Consider the following 23,438-nt stretch of genomic DNA (forward strand, 5'->3'; position numbering starts at 1 on the left):
CACAACCAAAGCAGGCCGCCCCCAATTGGGGGCGGCCTGCACGGCGCGGGGGAACTGTAAGCCGGGTTCTGTCCACCGCCTGGGGCGGCTGTTCGGCCATCTCTCTGGGACGCGCATTGCTGCGCGCCTCAAGCGACCATCCTGGCGGTCATCGGGCGGGCCAGCCCTCGCGCACGGTCGGGTCTTGCACCGGATGGGGTTTACCAGACGCCCGCAGTCTCCTGCGGGCCTGGTGCGCTCTTACCGCACCGTTTCACCCTGACCGCGCGCCTGCCCACTGCCGGGGCTTTGCGTTCTGCACGCTGGCGCGCGGCGGTCTGGTTTCTGTGGCACTGTCCTTCGGCTTCGCCGTTTCCCAGGCCCCGGCAGCGGGCGGCTGGGTACTTGACTCGCCGACCAGCCGTTAGCTGGCATCCTGGCCCTGCGGTGCCCGGACTTTCCTCACGCCTGACGGCGCGCGGCCGAACATTCCCCCGCAAGGAGAAAGGATAGCAGGAGGCGGGCAGCGGTGCGCGGTGAACTCTTCTTATCCCGCCTTCTGCGCACCGCTGCCCCCCTACCCCCAGCGCTTCTCAATCCGTTCCCACTGGCGCGCCCACACCTGGGGCGGCGTGCGGTCCGGGTGCAGCAGGTCGCGCAGGTCACGGTCGTCAAGCTGGCGGTATTCGCCCACCTCCAGGTTGCCCAGCCACAGGCCGCCCACGCGGTAGCGCAGCAGGCGGGTCACTGGGTGGCCAATACCTTCCAGCATGCGCCGCACCTGCCGGTTTCGGCCCTCGCCCAGCACCACGAAGGCGCCGCCGCGCGCCGGGCGGGCCTCTAAGGCGGTGGCCGGGCCGTCGTCCAGGGTCAGGGAGCCGTCCAGCAACCGCTCCAGATCAGCCGGGGTGGGGGCGTGGGGGCCGTCCGTCCAGGCGCGGTACGCCTTCTCATGGCCGTAGCGGGGATGGGTCAGCGTCAGGGTCAGGTCGCCGTCGGTGGTCAGCAGCAGCAGCCCTTCGGAGTCGCGGTCCAGGCGGCCCACCGGGTGCAGGCCAGGGGTGGGGGGCATGGCGTCCAGCACGTTCTTGCGGCCGTACTCGTCGCGGGCGGTGGTCACGTAGCCACGCGGCTTGTAAAGCATGTAGGTGACCTTCGGGGCGGCCCCGGTTTCGATCAGCTGGCCGTCCACCCGGATGTCGTCGGCGTCGGTGACGGTCTGGCCCAGGGTGGCGGGCACGCCGTTCACGGTCACGCGCCCGGCCTGGATCATGGCTTCTGCCGCGCGGCGCGAGGCCACCCCGGCGCGGGCCAGCCGCTTGTGCAGCCGCTCCATTACAGCCGGCTCCGGCGCGAGGGGCTGCCCAGCAGCGCCATGACCGCCAGCAGTACCAGCACGCCCGAGACCACCAGCAGGGCGGTGCGCAGCGGCGCGGCCAGCGTGTCGGCACCGCGCAGCACGGGGGGCAGCAGGGCCGCCACCAGCAGCAGGTTGCCGCCCACCAGCCCGCCCACCTTCACCCGGTCCGGGGCAAAGCTGGCGGCCAGCTGAAAGGCGCCCCAGGCCAGCACCACGGCCCCCGCCCCGCGCGCCAGCCACAGGGGCGACACGCCAATCAGGGACGCCACGGCAGGCGGCAGAAAATACAGATACAGCCCCAGCGGCACAAACAGCAGGGCGGTCAGCCAGAAGGCGGCGCGCAACACAGGGGCCAGTGTACCGCCCACCTGCTACCCTGCCCCCCATGCCCGTGATCGCCGTGGACAAGCCCCTGACGTTGACCTCGCACGATGTGGTGAATCGCGCGCGGCGGGCGCGCAGCACGCGCCGGGTGGGCCACACCGGCACCCTGGACCCCCTGGCTACGGGCGTGCTGGTGCTGTGCGTGGACGACAGCACCAAGGTCGTGCAGTTCATGGAGGCCGACACCAAGGATTACCTCGCCTGGATCAGCCTGGGGGCCGGCACGCCCACCCTGGACGCCGAGGGCCCGGTGGACGCGCGCGCCGACGTGCCCGACCTGACGGAAGCGCAGGTGCGCGAGGTACTGGCGACTTTCGTGGGGCCCCAGGCCCAGGTGCCCCCGCAATACAGCGCTATTCAGGTGGGCGGCCAGCGGGCCTACGCGGTGGCGCGCGCAGGCGGCGCCCTGGACCTGCCGGCCCGCCCCATCGTGATCCATGAATTGGAGTTGCTGGGCCTGTATCCCAGCGTGCAGGCCGCGCCCCACACCTTTGACCCCCAGACGTGGCGCCCGGCCGACAGCGGCCACACCTTTACCCTGCCTGACCCGTTGGGCGAGTTCCCCACCCTGCTGGTTTGGGCCCGGGTGGGCAGCGGCACCTACCTGCGCTCGCTGGCGCGCGATGTGGGCGCGGCGCTGGGCGTGCCCGCGCATCTGGGCGGCCTGGTACGCACCCGCGTGGGCCGCTACGACCTGCGCGACGCCGTGACCCTGGAAGGCCTGGCCGAAGCCGAAGGTATTCCGGATCTAGCGGCGCTGGATTTCCCGGTGATTGCCGCAGATGACCGGCTGGCCCGCGAACTGCGGCAGGGCAAACGCCCGGCGCATGGCGCCGCCGGCCGCTTCGTGGTGACGCTGGGAGGCCAGCTGGTGGCCGTGGTGGACGGCGACGGGCAGCAACTGAAGGTGGTCCGGGCCTGGGCGTGAGGCCCCAGGCGGCCCCATTCAGGGTTGAGTCACCCACGCCAGCGCCGCGCCCAGCACCGGATCATCGGCGGTCTGAAAAAGGTCCCAGCGAATCGGCACGGCCACATCTGGCTCAATCACCGAATCGTAGACGCGGCCGGTGCGGTCCGCGTCCAGAGCCGTTGCCACCAACAGGGCCGCGCCGTCGGGCAGGGTGTAGAAACTGTTGCTGGTGGTTAGCCCCCGGGTGGACTCGCCAAAAAGACGGGTGCCAGGGCGACCCACGAACGAAAGAGTCAGGATCTCGCCACTGCTGGCTGTCAGCGGTGAGGTCAAGACGGCCACCCGGGTATCGGTGGGCACCGGGACCATTGGGGCGATGTTCAGCTGACAGATCAATTCATCCTCAAGCCGCGCTTGGCCGGCCTCGTGCCGCCAGCGCCACTGCTCCTGGCCTTTGACGAAGGCGCCCAACACACCTTCACCCGCCAGCGGCCCCACCCCCGCCAGCATGGGCCACATGTTTCCACCCAGGTTCAGCCGCAGATCCACAATCCAGCGTTCAGCCCCCTGGCGCCTCAAGTTCAGCAGCACTCCGGCCAGACGGTCCTGATAGGTTCGGCCATCCTCGCACTGGCCTTCCAGGCTGCATTCAGGCAGGGTCACCAACCCCACACCAGGGGCGACCAGTCGCCCTTCCGGCGCGGGCTGCACCGCAGGAACGTCGTCCCGGGTCAGCACCACCGTCCGGGTGCCTTCAGCCGTCTCCAGTTCCAGCGTGACCTGCGGCCCCACCGGTAGACCCTCGTTCACGCCCGGCCCTGGCGCCTTGCCATTCAGGCGCGTGATGCGCTCCCCCCGCTGAAGCCCGGCCCGTTCAGCTGGCGTCTCCGGCAGCACCACGGCCACCACGCCACGCGAGAAATAGATTCCGAATACGCCGCGCCGCGTGACGTCTGCATCGGGGAGGCGCAACTGGCTGTGGTGGTCACCCAGGGCTGCCAGGGCAAATCGCAGGGCGGGGTAGGTATCGGCGGCTGTCTGCGCGTCGGCACTCAGCCGCTCGCAGGCGGCCGTGATTTCCGGCCAGTTGAGCCGCCCGGCATACAGCGCCTCCTGCTGAATCAGCTTGAGCGCCGCCTGCAGATACGCCTGTGCCTCAGCGGTCATATCCAGGCGCTGCCCCGGCCTGCACCACACCCAGCGCCTCCAGGCCCCCCGCCAGCTGCACCAGCCGCTCGTCCTGCAGGGCCGGCGCGATGAACTGAATGCCCACAGGCAGGCGCACCCCGTCCACCGTCTCGAATCCGGCGGGCACGCTTAGGGCCGGCAGCCCGGCGAGGTTGATCGCCACGGTGTCCACATCGGCGGCGTACATCGCCAGGGGATCGCTGGTCTTTTCGCCGCGCCGGAACGCCGGAAACGGACTGGTGGGCGTCACCAGCACGTCAAAGGACCCAAACGCCTGCGCAAAGCGGTCCGCGATCAGGCGGCGGACCTTCATGGCCTTGCTGTAATAGGCGTCGTAATAGCCGCTGCTCAGGGCGTAGGTGCCGATCAGGATGCGGCGCTGCACCTCGGGGCCAAAACCCTGCTCGCGGGTGAGGGTCATGGCCTCGGTCACGTCACTGCCTGCAACACGCGCGCCGTACACCATGCCGTCAAAGCGCGCGAGGTTGCTGCTGGCTTCCGGCATGGCAATCAGGTAATAGGCGGCAATGGCGTACTTCAGTTCGGGCAGGCTCACCTCGGCCACCTGGGCCCCGGCGCCGCGCAGGGCGTCCAGCGTGCCCTGCAGGGTGGCGTCTACACCCGGCGTGTTGCCCCCCAGGCTCTCCTGGATAACGCCCACCCGTAACCCGCGCAGGTCGTCAGCGGTGCCCGTGGCAAAGGCGGGCGGCGCGTGCAGGCTGGTGGCGTCCAGGGGGTCGTGCCCGGCCAGCACGTTCATCAGCAGGGCGAGGTCCTGCGCCGTGTGCGCGAAGGGCCCAATCTGGTCCAGGCTGCTGGCGTAGGCCACCAGCCCATAGCGGCTGACCCGGCCATAGGTAGGTTTCAGGCCATACACGCCACAGAAGCTGGCCGGCTGGCGCACGCTGCCACCGGTGTCGCTCCCCAGGGCCACCGGGGTGAGGCCCGCCGCCACCGCGACCGCGCTGCCCCCGCTGCTGCCGCCCGGCACCCGCGCCTCGTCCCAGGGGTTCAGGGCAGGGCCATGCGCACTGCTTTCGGTGCTGGAGCCCATGGCGAATTCATCCATGTTCGCCTTGCCCACGATCACCGCGCCGGCCTGTTGCAGCCGCGCGGCGGCCGTGGCGGTGTAGGGGCTGACATAGCTCGCCAGAATGCGGCTGCCGCAGGTGGTGGCCGTGCCCGACACATTGATGTTGTCCTTCACGAGTATGGGCACGCCCGCCAGCGGCAGTGCCTCGCCCCTGTCCACCCGGGCCTGCACCGCCTGCGCCTGGGCCTGGGCGCCGTCATTCAGGCTCACCACGGCACCCAGGGGCCGGGCGGCCTGGATACGGCTGAGGGCGGCAGCCAGCAGCTCGGGCGCGGTGGTCTCGCGGGCCTGCACGTGGCGGGCCAGTTCGGCGGCGGTGGGGGGCACGGACATACCGGGCCAGTGTAGCGGTGGGGCCTGCGCGCGGTGGGGCCACGCCGTCTAGCCGGGGGACATTGTGGGAGTCGAGCGTCGGGAAGTCGACAGAGAAAAACTGGACTTCTTTGGCGCGGGTGCAGAGAAAGCCGGTTGCTCAGCTGGCGTGGCTCGAGGAGAGCAAGGTTTCTCTCTCTGCCGGGCGCTCGATGCAGAGAGGCCGACCATGGACCCAGCCAGAGCGGGCGTCTCCACCCCGCTCCTGTGGAGCCGTCGCAGTGCCCAGGAAGGAGCGTGCACCGGCACCGTCCCCTTATCCGCCCATTTCAGGCGCCCTTGCAGGCGAGCGGGCGTCACTGCCCACACAGGTTTGACGCCCCTTGCACGGCCCGGAACATTGGCCGCACCATTCCTCCAACTGCACAAACCTCTGACGGCCCCTCTCCTGCCCTCTCGACCCCTCGACCCCCAGACTTCTCGACGCTCCCCCGCCTACACCGGCTTGACCAGCACACTGTCCCCTGCGCGCAGCCCCGTGCGCATCAGCAGTTCGGGCGGCACCATCAGCTGGGTGGTGAGGTTGGAGGCCATACGAATCGGCAGGGTGTACACCTGCCCGCCATCGGTGCGGATCGCCACGCTCTGCGGGTGGCGCACGATGTCTTCTTTCCAGCGGCGGAAAATCAGTTCGTCCACCAGGGCCACGTCGCGCACCTGCCGGGTCACGGTCACAGTCAGACGGGCCACGCGGGACTTGCGCGGCGCAATCAGGCCAATGCGGCAAAGTTTCAGCAGCATCCGCTTGGCATCCGGGTCGCGGGCGAGGTCCGACACCGGCTGCTGCGCCTCGATCTGCTGCAGGATGTCCAGTTCCTTCAGGCCCCAGCGCATGCGCGCCACCCGCTCCGGCGAGGTGATGCGTGCCGGGCCATCAAAGGGCAGTTCCTGCACCGGCATCGCTTCCAGGGCTTCTAGGGCCACCTCGTCCAGCAGGGCGTCCATGCGCGGCTGCGGGTGGGCCAGCCCCTCGTCAAAGTGAAAGCGGCCCTGCGGCGCTTGCAGCAGGCGCACCAGCGCGGGCACCCCCAGGTCCTCGCCAAACTGCAGGTGACGCACCCGCCCACTTTCCAACCACGCCTGGAATTGCCCATCGGCACGTTCGACGTGCAGCACGCCGCTGCGCCGCTGCTCGGTGAGCAGATACAGCAGTTCCAGAAAATCGAAGGTTTCGAGGCTGGCGGTGGATTTCGTCATGAGGCTCGGGCCGTGCTGCCTCATGTTGGCTCATCTGGTGCCCCTAAGCAAGCCAAAATACTTTAGCGTTAAGCAAATAACCCGCCAGGGGGCCCCATGCCTGGAGCGAATCTGCGCGGCCAATCTGAGGCCATGTTTTGGCAATCGGCACCGCCTTTCAGCAGAGACACCAGGACCTTATTTGCAGGCCTTGAAGCTGAACAAAGCGGTCCAAAAGGAACATCCGGCACTTGGCCGGACGTTCCACGCTTCCACAACCGCCCGGCTTAGCGGGTGGCGGCGCGCACCGCCGCGTTCACATCCAGCCGGGGCAGGCCCGCCACCGCCGTGTTGGCGCTCTCCAGCAGGCGCTGTTTCGTTTCGGCCGCACTCAGGCCCGGGTTGGCCGCGCGCATCAGGGCCGCCGCGCCACTCACGAGGGGGGCCGCGAAGCTGGTGCCGGCACTCAGGGTGTAGCCCCCACCAGTCGTCAGAATCAGCATTTGCCCCGCGTTGGTCGCCCCGGCGCAGTTGCCGACGCCGCCAGGGGCCACGATATTCAGCGCCCGGGGGCGGGCCGTGCTGGGGCGAGCGCTGTAGCAGGCCAGGGCCGTGTCGCTGGTGCCCAGCGCGCCCACCGCCACCACGTCCGGGTGACTTGCCGGGAAATACACGCCGTCGCCCGCTGTGTTGCCCGCTGCGGCCACGATCACGGCCGACTTCGCCGCGTTGGTCAGGGCCGCGCTGAGCACCTGATCGCTGGAGCCCGCCGGTTCATTCGGGTCCAGGGGGCGGCCCAGGCTCAGGTTGATCACCTTGGCGCCGCCGGCCACCGCCGCGTTCAGGGCCTGGGCCAGCGAACTGGTGCTGCCGCCGTTGGCGCCCAGCACTTCCAGCGCCATCAGGGGCCCGCTCCAGGTGACACCCGCCAGCCCCGCGCCGTTGTTCGTGGTGGCCCCCACCAGACCGGCCGAGGCGGTGCCGTGCCCGCTCTCGCTGTCCGAGCCGCCCGCTTCTGGCGTCAGGAACGAGGCGCGTTCGGCAATGCGAGCAGCCAAGTCCGGGTGGTTGTCCACCCGCGCGTCCAGAATGGCGGTCTTGGCGGCGACCGGCGTCTTGCCACAGGCCTGCAGGAACGTCCACGCAGCGGGCGCCTGGATGCGGCCCAGGTAGGTCTGGGTATAGGCCACTCCGCCCGCCACCAGCGGCACGCCGCCGTTGCCGGGCACGCCCGGGTCATTGGGGTTGGCCAGCGGATGGTACAGGTAATCCGGCTGCACCCGCAGGCCCTGGGCCTGCAACTGCGCGGCAAAGGCGGCGTCGGTCTGGCCGGTCGGCGTCTGGACCAGCGTGAGGCCAGCGCCCAGCGCGCGGCTCTGCACCCCCAGCAGGGCGCCCTGGGCCTGCAGGCCGCCGCCCACGACCAGCACCCGCCCCGGCACATGCGGCGCCGACCATACCGCCGGGGCCCCGGCCACGGGCGCGCTGGTACCGGACTCTGCAAGCCCCGCCACCTGCTGCGCCGACACCAGGGCGGCGCCCTCGCCCTGCGGACAGATCGGCGCGGGTGGGGCAGGCGGCGCTGGCGGCGTCACCGGCGCCGTGCCGCCCCCACAGGCGGCCAGCAGCAGGGCCAGCGACAGCGGCAGAAGTGTGCGGGACGCGAAGCGGGGCAGCGTGGGCATACCCCCAGGGTATAGGGCATTGGGCTGACCCGCCTCTGAATCCGGGAGGCAGCCGCGTGGCCAAGAGGCGCCAGCCGTCATCCCCTCCCCTGCCCGGAAACCCGGGCGAAGGTGAAGGCGTAGTGAGAAGCATGCCCCCCTTGCCCCCCCACCGCCCGCCGCAGATGCGGCCCGCCGCGCCCCCCGGGCCCGCTAGCCTGGGCAGCATGCCCTCCCCGCCCGCTCCCCGGAGCCTGCATTGAACACCTTTCTGAACACGGCGCTGAGTTTCCCGGCCGCGCTGTGGAGCGCGGTCTTTGCTGCGTGCGTGCTGGGCTGGCTGCTGGTGGCCCTGGGGCTGCTGGACAGCGACGGCCTGGACGGCGCGCTGGGCGGCGCCGCTGGCCTGAGTGCCCGTCTGGGGCTGAGTGGCGTTCCGGCCCTGCTGGTGCTGACCGTGCTGACCTTTCTGGGCTGGGTGGGCACCTACATGGCGCAGCGGCTGGTGCTTTCAAGCCTTCCGGCGGGCGTGCAGTTCGGGGCCGGGGTGGTGACCCTGGCGCTGTCCCTGCCGCTGGCCGCCGCACTCACAGCTGCGCTGCTGCGCCCGCTGCGGCGCCTGAGTGCCCAGAGCGAGCCCACCGCCGCCGCCGATCTGGTGGGCCGGCGCGCCACCGTGGCCTCGGCGGCCGTGGACGCCGCTTCCGGGCGCGTGATGGTGGAGGACGGCGGCGCCGGCCTGATCTTCGAGGCGCGCGCCCTGCCCCCAGACCGCCCGGTACGCGGCCAGCGCGTGGTGCTGCTGGCCTACGACCCCGAAACCCACCGCTATCAAGTGGCGTCTGAAACGCCAAGTCCCAAGGAGTTCTAGAGATGCCTGATCTGTCGTTGCTGCTGCCGTTCGTGGTTGGCCTGGGTGTGTTTCTGCTGGTGCTGCTGGCCCTGATTGGGATTGTGCGCGCCTTTTACGTGAAGGTCGAACAGGGCACCGCCCTGATCGTGAACGACCTGTCCGCGCGGCCCAAGGTGCGCTTTACCGGCGCGCTGGTCGTGCCCGTGCTGTACAAGGCCGAGGTGATGCGCATTTCGCTGATCACCCTGCAGGTGGACCGCCGGGGCAAAGAGGGCCTGATCTGCAAGGACAACATCCGCGCCGACATCACGGTGGCGTATTACCTGCGCGTGAATGAGACCCCAGAGGACGTCCTGAAGGTGGCCAAGGCGATTGGCGCCAACCGGGCCAGCGACCACAAGGCGGTGGATGAACTGTTCAACGCCAAATTCAGCGAGGCGCTGAAGACCGTGGGCAAGAAGTTCGAGTTCATTGAACTGTTCGAGAAGCGCGAGGAATTCCGCGACGCCGTGGTGAACGTGATCGGCCGCGACCTGAACGGCTACGTACTGGAAGACGTGGCGATTGATTACCTGGAACAGACGCCCAAGAGCATGCTGGACCAGAACAACATCATGGACGCCGAGGGCATTCGCAAGATCACCGAGCTGACGGCCGCCCAGAACGTCGTGACCAACGAACTGGAGCAGAACGAGCACCTCGCCGTGACCAAGAAGAACGTGGAAACCCGTGAAGCCACCCTGGCCCTGGAACGCCAGCAGGCCGAGGCCGAGGCCCGCCAGCAGCGCGAGATTGAAACCATTCAGGCCCGCGAGCGCGCCGAGACCGACCGGGTGAAAGAAGAGCAGCGCCTGATTGCCGAGCAGGCCCGCATTCAGACCACCGAGCAGGTGGAAATCCGCGAGCAGGAGCGCCAGCGGCAGGTGGAAATCGCCGAGCAGAACCGCCTGCGCGCCATTGCCATTGAAGCCGAGCGTGTGGCCCGCGCCGCCAAGATGGAAGCGGTGACCACCGACCGCGAGGTCAAACTGCAGGAGGTCGAGCGCGACAAGGCCGTGGAGCAGGGCGTGATGGATGTGGCGAACATCACCCGCGAGCGTGTGGCCATTGACAAGACCGTGGCCCAGGAAGAGGAGCGCATCAACGAGGTGCGCGAGGTCAGCGCCGCCGACCGCGCCAAGCAGGTGCGCGTGCTGGCCGCCGAGGCCAGCGCCCAGGAAACCCTGGTCAAGGAAATCAAGGCCGCCGAAGCAGCCGAGGCAGCCGCCAAGTACCGCGCGACCGAGCTGACGACCATTGCCCAGGCCGAATTCGACGCCGCCAGCCGGCAGGCCGAAGCCAAGAAGATGCTGGCCGAGGCCACCAAGGTGGAGCAGGCTGCCCCCGGTCTGGCCCAGGCCCTGGTGCAGGAAGCCAGCGCCGCCGCCATCGAGAAGGTGGGCACCGCCGAGGCCCGCGTGATTGAAGCCAAGGCCGACGCCAACTACAAGCAGGGCAGCGCCGACGCCCGCGTGATGGCCGAGCGCCTGGGGGCCCAGGCCGAGGGCGAGGCCCGCATGGGGCAGGCCCGCGCCAGTGCCACCGAGGCCCTGGGCAGCGCCGAGGCCAGCGCCACCCTGAAGAAGATGACCGCCGAGGCCGAGGGTCTGACCGGCAAGTTCAATGCCATGGGCCAGATGAGCCCCGAGGCCCGCAGCCACGAGGAATACCGCATGGCCCTGGAAACCAGCCTGCAGCAGGCCCTGGCGTCTATTGAGGCCGGCAAGGAAATCAGCAAGGAGAACGCCGAGGTCATCGCCAGCGCCCTGCGCAGCGCCAAGATTGACCTCGTGGGCGGCGAGGGCGGCATGTTCGAGGCCCTCAGCAAGGCCCTGTCGCTGGGCAAGGCGGTGGAAGGCTTTACCCAGAAAAGCCCCCTGGTCCAGAGCGTGCTGCAGCGCTTCGGCGTGAACGTGCCCCCAAGCACCGCCCAGGGCAGCGCCAACACCCAGGCCTGACCCACGCCGGCGGGGCGGGGGCCCGCGTGTGGGCCCGCCCCGCTTTCCCCACTTTTCTCCCCTTTCCTCCGAGGTTTTTCCCCCATGACCGACCCTGCCCTGCCCACCCCCGACACGTCTCTGGATCAGGCGGTGGCCGAAGGCGGCGCCTATGAGGTGCTGCGCAAGCGGCTGCTGGCCCAGGGCGCGCAGCTGCGCCGCGTGGCCGACGACCTGAATGCCGGGCGCGTGGCCGAGTTCGGGGACAGCCGCCTGAGCCTGCTGGGCCGCTTCCGGGTGCAGACCGAGCACAACGGGGTGGGCCGCAGCGTCGTGCAGGTGGGGGGCGGGTTGCTGTTCGGCTTCAACGTGTTTCTGGGCCTGAAAACCCAGACCCAGGTGGCAGACGTGTTCGGCCTGTACCGGCTGGTGGAGGTGGGCAGCGCGTACGACGTGGAGCCGGTCAGCCTGAAGGGCACCTTCCTGGCCGACCCGGCCTTTACCCGCGACTTCGACGAGTTATACGCCTACTACAAGCACGCGCGGCTGCTGACCCTGAGCGTGCAAGGCGACAAACTGCTGGCGGCCTTTCAGATTGGCGAGCGCAGCAGCGACCGCCGCGTGTTTCGCTGGGCCCTGGGCCCGGCGGGCGAGGTCACGTATCTGGACGCCCGGGGCGAGCGCGACCTGAAGGCGCCGGCTCCCTTTGATTTCGAGTGGACCCGCGCCGGGCGCGAGCAGGCGGTCAGCGGGCGCTTTCCGCACCTGAATATTCTCGACACCCTGTTCGTGGAAACCAGCGGCGGCGACCTGACCATCAAGGTGGAGAACAACACCGAGACCGGCCAGGGCATCTACAGCGAGCCGGTGGAAGACCGGACCCAGTCGCTGGACGACGCGACCTTTGAATTTGCGCAGGTGGGCACCCTGATTCTGCTGCGGGTGCTGCCTTACCGGGAAAAGGTCTGGCGCGGCCTGATCTACAACACCCTCACCCGGCAGGTGACGCGCAACGACGCGATCACCCGCGCCTGCGTGAGCCTGCCCGAAGACCACGGTCTGATCTTTCCGGGCGGCTACTACCTGCAAAACGGCGACCACCGCGCCTTCGAGGCCGCCCACGCCGGAATGGGCCTGGGCCGCGTGGTGCGCTCGCCCAACGGTGAGGACGTGCTGTATGTCTTTTCCGAGCCAGACAGCGGCTTGTCGGCGCTGTTCGTGTACAACCTGATCCGGCGCGAGGTGCAGCCGCCCATGCTGGCCCACGGCTGGGCCCCGCTGCCCGACGGCCGCATGGTGCTGTTCCACGCCGAATCCGGCGAGCCCACGCGCGTGCACCCCATGCAGGTGTGGCAGACCCCCTTTGTGAGCGACCTGTATGCCGCCAGCCGCCCGCCCGGCACCTCGTACCTGGGGCGGCTGGGCAACGCGGAACTGGTGCGCGGCGTGTCCAATCTCTACGAACTGGCGCGCGAGATCGAGCACCCCTCGGTGAGCGCCGAGCGGTACGCGCGCCTGGAAGGGGCCACCCGGCGCCTCTTTGACCAGCACCGCTGGTTCGACGACGACCATACGAGCGGCCTGCGCACCCTGCTGCACGGCATCGTGGCGACCACCGAAACGGTGCTGGACGAGTTCGAGAAGGTGCAGAGCCTGCGCGCCGCCGCCGCCCAGGCCCTGCAGGCGGCGCAGGCCGACCACCGCGCGCTGCTGGCCCGCGTGCGCCCCGAGGACTGGACCCGCATTGACGAGTACGTGGCGGCCCTGGCCGACCTGAACGCCCTGCGCGGGCGCCTGCTGACCCTGCGCGAGGGGCGCTACATGGACCTCGCGGCGCTGGACACCATGACCAGCGCGGTGCAGGAGGCCCACGCCCGCCTGGGGCTGGCGACCGGCGCCTTTCTGAACACCCCGGAGGCCCTGGCCCCGCTGACCGCCCGTCTGGACACCCTGGCCGCGCAGATCGACGCCGCCGACACCAGCCGCGCCCTGACCGAGGCCCTGGACGCCCTGGCCGGGCTGTCGGCGGAACTGGACCTGCTGTCGGAATTGCTGGGCGCGCTGCCCGTGGAGGATGCCACCGCGCGCACCCGCGTGGTGGAAGCCATCGCGGCCCTGTACGGGCGCCTGAACGGCGTCCGGGCCCGCGCCGAGCAGGCCCGCAAGGCCCTGGGGGCCGGCGAACGCACCGCGCAGTTTGCCGCGCAACTTGGCCTGTACGCGCAGGCGGTGGCCAGCGCCCTGGGCCGCGCCACCACCCCCGAAAAGGCCGAGGAGGGGCTGGCGCGCGCCCTGGTGGCCCTGGAGGAACTGGAAGGGCAGTTTGGCGACGACGAGACGTTTCTGCCTGACATCCTGGCCAAGCGCGACGAGGTGCGCGAAGCCTTTGAGGCGCGGCGCCAGACCCTGCAGGACGAGCGCCAGCGCAAGGCCCAGAGCGTCATGGACGCCGCCAGCCGCATTCTCTCGGGGCTGGGGGCCCGCGCGGCCCGCCTGAAGACGCTGGACGAGCTGAACGCCTTTTTTGCCAGTGATCCGCTGATCGTGAAGGTGCGCGACCTCGGCGCGCGGCTGCGCGAGCTGAAAGACACCGTCAAGGCCGACGATCTGGACGCGCGCCTGAAAGCCGCCCGCGATCAGGCGGCCCGCAGCCTGCGCGACCGCACCGAGCTGTTTGAGGGGGACGGCACCGTCATTCGCCTGGGCCGCCACCGCTTCAACGTGAATACCCAGCCGCTGGACCTGACCCTGCTGCCACGCGGCGACGACCTGGCGGTGCACCTCACCGGCACCGAGTACCTGGACCCGCTGGACCACCCGGCGCTGAACGACCTGCGCGCCTACTGGTCGGCCACCCTGGTCTCGGAATCCGCCGAGCTGAGCCGCGCGGAATATCTGGCGGGCGAGGTGCTGCGCGCCGCCCAGGACGGACAGGAAGGCCTGACCCTGGCCCACCTGCACGCCCTGAGCCCCGACGACCTGACCCGCACGGTGGCCGCCTTTGCCGCGCCCCGCTACCGCGAGGGCTACGAGAAAGGCATTCACGACCACGACGCCGCGCGGCTGCTGCAGGCGCTGCTGCCGCTGCTGCAGGCGGCGGGCACCCTGGTCTACCCGCCTGCCGCCCGCGCCCTGGGCACCGCCTACTGGGCCGAACACCCAGCGCGGCGCGCGCACTGGCAAGTGGCGTTTGGCAACGCCCACGCCATGCACGCGCTGTTTGGCCGACGCGAGGCGCTGGACACGGCGCTGGGCACCCTGGCCGACGAGGTGGCCGCGTTCCTGACCGGGGCGGGGCTGCCCCACACGTCGCTGGACGCCCGGCAGGCCGCCACCTTCCTGGGCGACGAGTTAAAGGCCCCGGCCCCCACCCTGGGCTTTTCACAGGCCGCCGCCGACCTGAACGCGGCCCTGGACACCCAGCTGCAGACGGCCGGGCTGCAGGACACCCTGGACCACTCGCTGGCGCAGTTAGAGGGCGACCTTGCGGGCCGCTGGGCGCTGCTGCACCACTGGCTGGGCGCCCTGTGCGCCGCGCCGCCGTGGGCGCCAATGGCCCGCGCCGTGCCCGAAGCGGTGGCCCTGCGCCTGTTCGGGGCTGCCGTGCCCCACACCGTGCGCGACGTGCCTCTGGGCACCCAGGTCACGGGGCTGCTGAGCGGGCACCCGCGCATCCAGGGCGGCACGCTGCCCCTGGCCCCGGACGACCTGCTGACCCGCCTGGAGCGCCACCGCAGCGACTTCCTGCCGGGCTTCCAGCGGTATCAGGCCGCGCGGCAGGAGGCCACGGCGCAGGAACGCGCCCGGCTACGGCTGGACGAACTGCGCCCCCGGCCACTGACCTCTTTCGTGCGCAACCGCCTGATTCAGGAGGTGTACCTGCCAATCATTGGGGACAACCTCGCCAAGCAGATGGGCACGGCGGGCGAGGGCAAGCGCAGCGACCTGATGGGCCTACTGATGCTGATTTCGCCGCCTGGGTACGGCAAAACCACCCTGATGGAATACGTGGCCCACCGCCTGGGGTTGGTGTTCGTGCGCGTGAACGGCCCCGCGCTGGGCCACGAGGTGCGCTCGCTGGACCCGGCCCAGGCCCCGGACGCGGGCAGCCGCCAGGAACTGGAAAAACTGAATCTGGCCCTGGAAATGGGCGGCAACGTGATGCTGTACGTGGACGACATTCAGCACACCCACCCCGAATTCCTGCAGAAATTCATCTCGCTGACCGACGGCACCCGCCGCATTGAGGGCGTGTGGCGCGGCCAGCCCAGGACGTACGACCTGCGCGGGCGCAAGTTCGCGGTGGTGATGGCCGGGAACCCCTACACCGAATCCGGCGAGGTCTTCAAGATCCCCGACATGCTGGCCAACCGCGCCGATATCTACAACCTGGGCGACGTGCTGGGCGGCATGGAAGACGCTTTCCAGCTCTCGTACATCGAAAACAGCCTGACCAGCAACCCGGTGCTGGCCCCACTGGCAACCCGTGACCTGAACGACCTGTACCTGCTGGTGAACCGCGCCCAGGGCCGGGAGGTCAGCACCAACAGCCTCTCGCACCCGTATTCCGCCGCCGAGGTCGAGGAAATCGTGGGCACGCTGCAAAAGCTGCTGGCCGTGCGGGACGATCTGGCCCGCATCAACGCGCAGTACATCGCCAGCGCCGCCCAGGATGACCGCTACCGCACCGAGCCGCCCTTCAAGCTGCAGGGCAGCTACCGCAACATGAACAAGCTGGCCGAGAAAATCAGCGCGGTCATGACCGACGCCGAGGTGGATCAGGTGGTCACCGACCACTACCAGGGCGAGGCGCAGCTGCTGACCACCGGCGCCGAGGAAAACCTGCTGAAGCTGGCCGAACTGCGCGGCACCCTGACCCCCGAGCAGGCCGCGCGCTGGGAAGCGATCAAGGCCGATTACCGCCGCAACAAGGCGATGGGCGACGACGCCGACACCGGCGCGCGCATGGTGGCCCAGCTGGCCGATATTGCCCAGGGCCTGCAGGGGCTGGGCACGCGGCAAACGCCCATGCCGGCACCCACTGTTCCCCCACCCCCGGCCGAACCGCTGGCCGACGCCCTGCGCGAGGGGCTGGCCCCCCTGCTGCGCGAACTGACACGCAGCCTTCAGGAGCGGCCGGCCTCAACTGCCCCAGTCCCCACCGCCCCCGACGACACGGCGCTGCGCACGGCCCTGGCGCCCCTGCTGGCTGGGCTGGCCACCACCACCCAGAAGCAGGACCAGACCAACGCGGCGATCTACGAACTGGTTGAGGTGATTCGCAAGCGGCAGAACGTGGTGCGGGGCCCAGCCGGGCCCGTGGGGACGTCTGGGCGGCACTCTGCCGGGCAGGACTGAAGCGGCACTTGCTCCGCAGACATGCGCCGCCCGCGCCCGCTATTGTCAGGAGTGTGATTTCGGCTCAGCGCCTCTCCGAAGGACTCTCTCAGGGTTTTATAGCCGTTGACGCCAGCTGGCACGTGACTTTCCTGAATGACCGGGCCCGCTATCTGCTGCGGCGGCCACAGCTTCGTGCGGGACTTTCCCTGCAGGACACCCTTCCTGAACTCTCCGAACCCAGCCTGTGGCAGCGGCTGCAACAGGCCGTGGAACGGCAGGTGACCCTGGAGTGCGAGGTGTTCTATCCCGGCCTGTTCCGGCGGCACGAAATTCGGGCCATTCCGGACGAGCAGGGCGGGCTGGCCCTGCTGTTCCAGGATGTCACTGACCGCCAGTGGACCATTGAAAAGGACAAGGAACACGCATACCTGCGCACCCTGTTTCAGGACGCCACCATAGCCATCTCGGTCCTGCGTGGCCCCAAACATGAGTTCGAGTACAGCAACGCCTTTGCCCGCCAGCTGGTTGGCGGCCGGATTCTTGAAGGCCTGACGGTCCGCGAAGCTTTCCCAGACCTGGAAGGCCAGGGGTATTTCGAACTGCTGGATCAGGTGTACACCACAGGGGTGCCCTATCACGGCCAGGACATGCCCGCTGTGCTCACACACCCGACCACTGGGCAGCAGCGGCATCTGGTGGTCAACAACTCCTACATTCCTTTTCGCGGCTTCGATGCCCAGGTGAACGGCATCGTGGGCATCACGGTGGACATCACCCGCTACGTCCGCAGCGGGCAGGAGTAAGCACCAGGACCTGTGCAGGCGGGGGAACAGCCAGACAGCAGAAGCTTTGCAAAAAGTAGAGCTCCTGCTATCTCTCTTCCGGTCTGCGCTCAGTGCACCCGCACGCCCCGGCTGAGCGGCTGTTTCTGCACCCATTTCACGAACTTCTGCACTTCCTCGCGCGCCAGGATGGCCTCTACGGTGTTCAGCTCGTTGGCCAGTTCTGCGTTGCTGAAGGTTTTGGACAGGAAGCCCTGGCAGGCGGCGCACATCTTCACCGTGGGAATCTGGCCCAGTTTCACGCCCTGTCGGCGGCCCTGCGACTTGGGAATGAGGTGGTGGTCTGTCATTTCGCCTTCCCGCCCGCACAGCACGCAGACGTCCTGCGGCTGCTCCTGCGTATCCTCGGTCCAACTTGCCTGCGCCCGTTCTTTCCGACCCATCGGGCCACGATAGCGCGCGGAACTTCAAGCTGTTCTGCCACGCCTGTGCCTGGAGCAGCCCCGGATAAAGCGGGTGGCCTGTAGGCAGAGGACCTGTCCCGTGGTCGGCACGAATATTCGTAAGGCTTTCTGATGCCTGGTGCGGCCGATTTGCCTCTCCAGCGCCCTCCCCTGTACGATGACAGGACCGCGCTCCACAATTTCTTGCGATGTTCCCCTTCTTCCTTGCAACCGCCCAGGAGCCCGCCACATGATGTCCAAATTGACTGCTGCCCTGCTGACCTCTCTGCTGCTCGCCGCGTGTCAACCGACCGACCCTCCCCAGGCGCCCCAGGAACTGCGCGGGCTGTGGGTCGATGCCTTTGGCCCCGGCCTCAAGACACCGGCAGAAGTCGATGTGCTGGTCTCGACGGCCCGGGCTATGAAGGTCAACGTGCTGTTCGCGCAGGTGGGCCGCCGGGGTGACTGCTACTGCAACAACGCCGCCATGCCCCGCACCAACGATCCGGCTGTCCCCGCCGGGTTCGATCCGCTGGCCGACCTGATCGCCAAGGCCCACGCTCAGGGCATTCAGGTTCACGCCTGGATCATCACCACGGCCATCTGGAACAGCACCACGCCGCCCACCGACCCAGCGCACGCGTTCAACGCGCACGGTCTGGGTAAGACCGGCCGGGATTTCTGGTTGATGGTTAAAAATGACGGCACGACGCGCGGCGGCAACGACTGGCTGCTGGACCCCGGGCACCCGGACGCGGCGGAATACATCCGCAACATGTACGTGTCCGTGGTCAAGAATTACGACGTGGACGGCATTCAGTTCGACCGCGTTCGTTATACGGACTTCAACACGGTGGGCGGGCCCAACAACTGGGGGTACAACCCCACCGCTCTGGAACGTTACCGGGCGGAAACGGGGGCAACCGGCACGCCGCTGCCGGGCGACGCGCAGTGGAGCGCCTGGCGGACGCAGCAGGTCACCAATCTGGTGCGCGAAACCGCCCTGGCTGTCAAGGCGGTCAAGCCCGACGTCAGCGTGAACGCGGCCACCATCACCTACGGTGCGGGGCCGGCCAACGAAGCCGAGTGGCTCAGGAGCCGCCCCTACACCGAGGTGCTGCAGGACTGGGTCACCTGGGTCAAGGAAGGTTACCTGGACATCAACGTCATGATGAATTACAAGCGTGATTTCGTCGCGGACCAGGCCCTGTGGTACGACCAGTGGAACGCCTTTGCTGCCTCGCTCAGGCCCGGGGCGCCAGAGGTTCATCAGGTCAGCGGCGCGGCCATCTACCTCAACGATCAGGCCAGCACCGTCAGCCAGGTTCGTAAGGCCCGCCAGGCCGGCCTCAGCGGCTGGGCCGGGTATTCCTACCGCACCCCAGACATGGACGTGAACGCCGGGACCCGCACCAAGGAACAGGTGCTGCCCGAACTGACGGCGCGGCTGTCTGGTGAAGGTGGGCCCTTCGCGCAGGAGGCCCGCTGGGACCGCCCCAGTGCGGCGAAGCTCCGGGCGATCAGCGGACAGGTCACGGTCACCAGTGGCCCAGTGGGAGGCCGGACTGTCCGCCTGCTTGACGGCAACGGGCAAGAAGTGGCCCGAACCCAAACAGATGGTCAGGGCCGTTACGGGTTCATGCGGCTGCCGCTGGGGGCCGTTCAGGTTGAGGTTGGCGGCGTGATCGGCCCCAGGGTCACGCCACAGGCCGGCAAGGTTACCCTGCTTTCCCCTATTGCTGTGCCCTGAGCCTGTCGCGGCGCAGGGTCCATGGTGCAGTTGGCCGGGAGCAGTCTGGCCGGAGGCCTAATACTCTCTCTGGAGAGCCTTCAGGGCTCTGTGCTTGTGGACAATGAGCCGTGTGGCGTGGCTGCTCTGTCTGGGCGTGGCGGATATCGACCGCCACGTTGAGCCTTGAGGAACACCCTATGCCGGACGAAGAACAGGCACGGATCTGTCCGGATGAGGACGGACGGTGACTGAGCGGTTGAAGGTGGACGTCCCTGTGACCCCTCAGGCGGCGCGGACACAGGTTCTGGGGTGGAGAACGTCCAGCCGTGATGGGCTCGGGGGTTCGAATCCCTCCCGTTCTGGAACGGTGCGCCATGCTCAGGAACACCGAATCGTTTGCACAGAAGAGGCCCTGCCCAGTTTCCCAGGCAGGGCCTCCGCTGTGGAGGGTTCCGCTTCAGGCTTACGCCTTGACTTCGTTCTTGCTGCGCTCCAGGATGCTGCGCAGCACGGTCTGCAGAATGCCGCCGTTCTTGTAGTAGTCGATCTCGACGGGGGTGTCGATGCGGCACTGCACGGTCACAATGCGGCTCTGGCCGTCCTTGGTAATCCGCAGGCTCACGTCCTGGCGGGGCTTCAGGTCGGCGGGCAGAAGCACGTCGAAGACCTCGTCGCCCTGAATGCCCAGGCTCTCGGCGGTCTCGCCATTCTTGAACTGCAGGGGTAGCACGCCCATGCCCACGAGGTTCGAGCGGTGGATGCGCTCGAAGCTCTCGGCAATCACAGCCTTCACGCCCAGCAGGAAGGTGCCCTTGGCAGCCCAGTCGCGGCTGGACCCCATGCCGTAGTCCTTGCCCGCGAACACCAGCAGCGGAATGTGGCTGGCTTTGTAGTTCACCGAGGCGTCGTAGATGCTCGTCACGTTGCCGGTGGTGAAGTCGGTGGTGAAGCCGCCTTCGGTGCCGGGGGCCAGCTGGTTCTTGAGGCGGATGTTGGCAAACGTGCCGCGCGTCATGATGCGGTCGTTGCCGCGCCGTGAGCCGTAGGAGTTGAAGTCCTTGGGCTGAATGCCGCGCTCGGTCAGGAACTTGCCGGCGGGGGTGTCGGCCTTGAAGGACCCTGCGGGGCTGATGTGGTCGGTGGTCACGGAGTCGCCCACCTTCACCAGCACGCGCGCGCCTTCGATGCTCACGATCTCGCTGGGGCCGCCCGCGAGGTTGTCGAAGAAGGGGGGGTTCTGGATGTACGTGCTGTCCGCGTTCCAGTTGTACAGCGCGCCCTCGGACACGGGAATGGCGTTCCAGTCCTTGTTGCTCTTTTCAATGCCGTCGTAGACCTTCTTGAACATCTCGGCGTTGATGGCGCTGTCCATGACCGTCTGGATCTCGGCGGCGGTGGGCCAGATGTCTTTCAGGTACACGGGACGGCCATCGTGGCCAGTACCGATGGCGTCGTTCACGATGTCGTTCACAACGGTGCCGGCCAGGGCGTAGGCCACCACCAGGGGGGGCGAGGCGAGGTAGTTCGCCTTGATGTGCGGGTTCACGCGGCCTTCGAAGTTGCGGTTACCGGAGAGCACGCTGGCCACCACGAGGTCGCCTTCGGTGATCGCGTCCACCACGGGCTCGGGCAGGGGGCCGGAGTTACCAATGCAGGTCATGCAGCCGTAACCCACGGTGTTGAAGCCAATCTGGTCCAGGTAGCGCTGCAGGCCAGCGGCTTCCAGGTACTCGGTCACCACGCGGCTGCCGGGGGCGAGGCTGGTTTTAACCCAGGGCTTGCTCTTCAGGCCCAGTTCCACGGCCTTCTTGGCCACCAGACCGGCGGCGATCAGCACGCTGGGGTTGCTGGTGTTCGTGCAGGAGGTGATCGAAGCCAGCGTCACCGCGCCGTGCCCGATCTTGATGTCGGTGCCGGTGATGGTGCCCTGGGCGGCCAGCTTGCCCTCGGGCAGCTCAAAGCCGCGCGCCTTGACGGGGGCGGTCAGGGCTTCGTTGAACACCGTGTGCATGTCCGTCAGGTTCACGCGGTCCTGGGGGCGCTTGGGGCCGGCGAGGCTCGGCACGATGGTGCTCAGGTCCAGTTCGATGTGGTCGGTGAAGACGGGATCGGGCGTCTCGTCGGTGCGGAACATGCCCTGGGCCTTGTAGTACTGCTCGACCAGTTCAATTTCCGTTTCCAGGCGGCCGGTGCGGCGCAGGTAGCGCAGCGCCTCGTCGTCCACGGGGAAGAAGCCCATGGTCGCGCCGTATTCGGGGGCCATGTTGGCAATCGTGGCGCGGTCGGGCAGCGTCATGTTGCTCAGGCCGGCGCCGTAGAACTCCACGAACTTGCCCACCACGCCCTTCTGGCGCAGCATTTCGGTCACGCGCAGCGCAAGGTCGGTGGCGGTGGCACCTTCGGGCATGGCGCCCGTGATCTTGAAGCCGATCACTTCGGGCATGAGCATGTAGATGGGCTGGCCCAGCATGACGGCCTCGGCCTCAATGCCGCCCACGCCCCAGCCCACGATGCCCAGGCCGTTGATCATGGTGGTGTGGCTATCGGTGCCCACGAGGCTGTCGGGGTACACGACGACGCCGTCGTCCTCGGGGCGGCTCTGCACGCCCTTGGCCAGGTACTCCAGGTTCACCTGGTGCACGATGCCGCTGGCGGGAGGCACCACGCCGAAGTTGTCGAAGGCCTGCTGGCCCCAGCGCAGGAACTCGTAGCGCTCGCGGTTGCGCTCAAACTCCAGGGCCATGTTGTTGGCCAGGGCGAAGTCCGTGCCGAACTCGTCCACCTGCACGGAGTGGTCAATCACCAGGTCCACGGGAATCAGGGGGTTGATCTTGCTGGGATCGCCGCCCAGCGCGACCATGGCGCTGCGCATGGCAGCGAGGTCCACCACGGCGGGCACGCCCGTGAAGTCCTGCAGAATCACGCGGGCGGGCTTGAAGGGAATCTCGACTTCCTCGTTGACGGGCTTCCAGCCGGCCACGGTGGCCACGTCCTCGCGGCGCACGTCGTAGTCGTTGGCCTCGCGCAGCACGCTCTCGAGCAGCACCTTGATGCTCACGGGCAGTTTGCTGATGTCATGGCCCTGGGCCTGCAGTTTGTTGAGGTTGTAGTAGTACAGCGGCTGGCCGCCTTGCGTGGTAAGAACGTCGCGCGTTCCGAACAGGTTCATCGCCATGAGTGTGGTTCCTCCTTGCCCCGGGGGGCGGTCCATTCATCATAAATGTTTGGTGTGTGGGCGGGCGTTACCGGAACAGGCACGCGGCCCTTGAAAACTGTTACCACTTCCGAGACAACAAGACAGGTATGGCAGAGTGGGCGTGATGGCCCCCACCCTCTCCCCCACCACTGGCTCCGCTGCTCTGGAGCCCCACGAATCGGCCCGCTTAAAGGCCCTGGAACAGACCGTGCGCGACGGCCTGCGCGACTTTCAGCGCACCGGGCAGGCGCTGAGTGACATCCGCGACAACGCCTTTTACCGCGCCACCCACGAGAGCTTTGAGGCGTACCTGCAGGAGCGCTGGGGCTTTACCCTGCCGCAGGCCGGGCGCCTGATAGACGCCGCGAACGTGGCCAAGGTCCTCTCACCCATCGGCGTGCAGCCGCAGAACGAACGGCAGGCGCGCGCCATGAAGGCCGCCGCAAACATCGTGACTGAGCTGGAACCCGAGCAGCAGCGGGTGGTGGCGCGGCTGGTTGAGGCGGCGAGCGAAACCGCCCCCTGGGAGGACGCGCCGCCCGCCGCCGAACTGCGGATCATGGCCGGGGTGGTGAAAAAGCTGGAACCCGACACCACCGTGTACCACCCTGACAGCGGCGACGAGGTGCCCTTTGAGTCTCTTAGCGTGCCCCAGCGCTACGAGGTGGCGCGCACCCAGGCCGAGCAGAAAACCCAGGCCTACCGCGAGAAGCAGGAAGCCAAGGCGAACGCGCCGCAGCCCGAGAAGGTCAACTGGGCCGAGTGGTGCCTGAACTATGCCGCCCAGGCCCTGGGCCCAGGGCAGCGCCTGGAAATCGTGGTGGAGCCCGGCGAACAACCCCGCGTGCAGGCCCGCGTGATGGACGGGGGGACCGGCGAAGTGCTGGCTGAAGGGCCGGAAGCGGGCAACCTGAAGCGCGCCGTGCTGAATCTGGTGGCCGAAGTCAAAGGGTAAGGCGGGAACGCGAGCTGCTGCTTCAAAGTCACAGG

Annotated in this window: 15 protein-coding genes, 1 tRNA gene and 1 other RNA gene; 8 read left to right on the forward strand and 9 right to left on the reverse strand. The window is 68.4% G+C overall.

Features of this window, described 5'->3' with window-relative positions:
- Positions 1 to 41: 41 nt before the first annotated feature.
- From rnpB to KMW22_RS06370, 3 genes are all read right to left on the reverse strand, one after another.
- Positions 42 to 477: RNase P RNA component class A (gene rnpB, locus KMW22_RS06360), an RNA gene on the reverse strand.
- Positions 478 to 556: 79 nt separating this feature from the next.
- Positions 557 to 1,315: a pseudouridine synthase gene (locus tag KMW22_RS06365; protein WP_221089182.1), complete on the reverse strand. Its 759-nt coding sequence runs from the start codon at positions 1,313 to 1,315 to the stop codon at positions 557 to 559.
- Entirely contained in the window at positions 1,315 to 1,686 is a 372-nt protein-coding gene (locus KMW22_RS06370) for a hypothetical protein (RefSeq protein ID WP_221089183.1), read from the reverse strand. Before KMW22_RS06370 ends, KMW22_RS06365 begins: the two co-directional genes overlap by 1 nt.
- A 38-nt stretch (positions 1,687 to 1,724) precedes the next feature.
- Between KMW22_RS06370 and truB the strand changes: the two genes are divergently transcribed.
- The gene (truB, locus tag KMW22_RS06375; protein WP_221089184.1) at positions 1,725 to 2,651 is read left to right on the forward strand and encodes a tRNA pseudouridine(55) synthase TruB; all 927 of its coding nucleotides are present in this window, start codon (positions 1,725 to 1,727) and stop codon (positions 2,649 to 2,651) included.
- Between the two features lie 18 nt (positions 2,652 to 2,669).
- On the opposite strand, the gene KMW22_RS06380 is transcribed toward truB, so the two are convergent.
- The 4 genes from KMW22_RS06380 to KMW22_RS06395 all read right to left on the reverse strand — a co-directional run bounded on the left by KMW22_RS06380 (position 2,670) and on the right by KMW22_RS06395 (position 8,147).
- A complete protein-coding gene (locus KMW22_RS06380; protein WP_221089185.1) occupies positions 2,670 to 3,800 on the reverse strand; it encodes a S41 family peptidase in 1,131 nt (376 codons plus the stop codon).
- Positions 3,790 to 5,247 carry an Asp-tRNA(Asn)/Glu-tRNA(Gln) amidotransferase subunit GatA gene (gatA, locus tag KMW22_RS06385; protein ID WP_221089186.1) on the reverse strand — a complete coding sequence of 486 codons (1,458 nt, stop codon included), beginning with the start codon at positions 5,245 to 5,247 and terminating at the stop codon, positions 3,790 to 3,792. The genes KMW22_RS06380 and gatA overlap by 11 nt, the downstream gene beginning before the upstream one ends.
- Before the next feature lie 474 nt (positions 5,248 to 5,721).
- Positions 5,722 to 6,483 carry a DUF4388 domain-containing protein gene (locus tag KMW22_RS06390; RefSeq protein ID WP_221089187.1) on the reverse strand — a complete coding sequence of 254 codons (762 nt, stop codon included), beginning with the start codon at positions 6,481 to 6,483 and terminating at the stop codon, positions 5,722 to 5,724.
- Between the two features lie 266 nt (positions 6,484 to 6,749).
- On the reverse strand, positions 6,750 to 8,147 hold the full coding sequence (locus KMW22_RS06395; protein ID WP_221089188.1) for a S8 family serine peptidase: 1,398 nt from the start codon (positions 8,145 to 8,147) through the stop codon (positions 6,750 to 6,752).
- 238 nt (positions 8,148 to 8,385) lie between these two features.
- Here KMW22_RS06395 and KMW22_RS06400 point away from each other — a divergent pair, with 238 nt between their 5' ends.
- The 4 genes from KMW22_RS06400 (at position 8,386) to KMW22_RS06415 (ending at position 17,098) form a co-directional block, all read left to right on the forward strand.
- On the forward strand, positions 8,386 to 8,997 hold the full coding sequence (locus tag KMW22_RS06400) for a hypothetical protein (protein WP_221089189.1): 612 nt from the start codon (positions 8,386 to 8,388) through the stop codon (positions 8,995 to 8,997).
- A 2-nt stretch (positions 8,998 to 8,999) separates the two neighbouring features.
- The gene (locus tag KMW22_RS06405) at positions 9,000 to 10,976 is read left to right on the forward strand and encodes a hypothetical protein (RefSeq protein WP_221089190.1); all 1,977 of its coding nucleotides are present in this window, start codon (positions 9,000 to 9,002) and stop codon (positions 10,974 to 10,976) included.
- An 84-nt stretch (positions 10,977 to 11,060) separates the two neighbouring features.
- The gene (locus KMW22_RS06410; RefSeq protein ID WP_221089191.1) at positions 11,061 to 16,313 is read left to right on the forward strand and encodes a DNA repair ATPase; all 5,253 of its coding nucleotides are present in this window, start codon (positions 11,061 to 11,063) and stop codon (positions 16,311 to 16,313) included.
- 53 nt (positions 16,314 to 16,366) lie between these two features.
- Positions 16,367 to 17,098 (forward strand): PAS domain-containing protein, encoded by a 732-nt coding sequence (locus tag KMW22_RS06415; RefSeq protein ID WP_221089192.1) that lies wholly within the window; start codon positions 16,367 to 16,369, stop codon positions 17,096 to 17,098.
- Between the two features lie 89 nt (positions 17,099 to 17,187).
- Here KMW22_RS06415 and KMW22_RS06420 read toward each other — a convergent pair whose 3' ends face one another.
- The gene (locus tag KMW22_RS06420; protein WP_221089193.1) at positions 17,188 to 17,520 is read right to left on the reverse strand and encodes an HNH endonuclease; all 333 of its coding nucleotides are present in this window, start codon (positions 17,518 to 17,520) and stop codon (positions 17,188 to 17,190) included.
- Positions 17,521 to 17,770: 250 nt separating this feature from the next.
- Here KMW22_RS06420 and KMW22_RS06425 point away from each other — a divergent pair, with 250 nt between their 5' ends.
- Both KMW22_RS06425 and KMW22_RS06430 read left to right on the forward strand, forming a co-directional pair.
- Positions 17,771 to 19,270, forward strand: coding sequence for a family 10 glycosylhydrolase (locus tag KMW22_RS06425; RefSeq protein WP_221089194.1), 1,500 nt, complete (start codon positions 17,771 to 17,773; stop codon positions 19,268 to 19,270).
- A 220-nt stretch (positions 19,271 to 19,490) separates the two neighbouring features.
- Positions 19,491 to 19,614, forward strand: a tRNA-OTHER gene (locus tag KMW22_RS06430).
- Between the two features lie 101 nt (positions 19,615 to 19,715).
- Here KMW22_RS06430 and acnA read toward each other — a convergent pair.
- Positions 19,716 to 22,427 carry an aconitate hydratase AcnA gene (gene acnA, locus KMW22_RS06435; RefSeq protein ID WP_221089195.1) on the reverse strand — a complete coding sequence of 904 codons (2,712 nt, stop codon included), beginning with the start codon at positions 22,425 to 22,427 and terminating at the stop codon, positions 19,716 to 19,718.
- 145 nt (positions 22,428 to 22,572) lie between these two features.
- Here acnA and KMW22_RS06440 point away from each other — a divergent pair, with 145 nt between their 5' ends.
- Positions 22,573 to 23,403 carry a hypothetical protein gene (locus KMW22_RS06440; RefSeq protein ID WP_221089196.1) on the forward strand — a complete coding sequence of 277 codons (831 nt, stop codon included), beginning with the start codon at positions 22,573 to 22,575 and terminating at the stop codon, positions 23,401 to 23,403.
- The last annotated feature ends 35 nt before the right edge of the window (positions 23,404 to 23,438 follow it).

Origin of the sequence: Deinococcus aquaedulcis, assembly GCF_019693445.1 — a bacterium.
Taxonomy (GTDB): Bacteria; Deinococcota; Deinococci; order Deinococcales; family Deinococcaceae; genus Deinococcus; species Deinococcus aquaedulcis.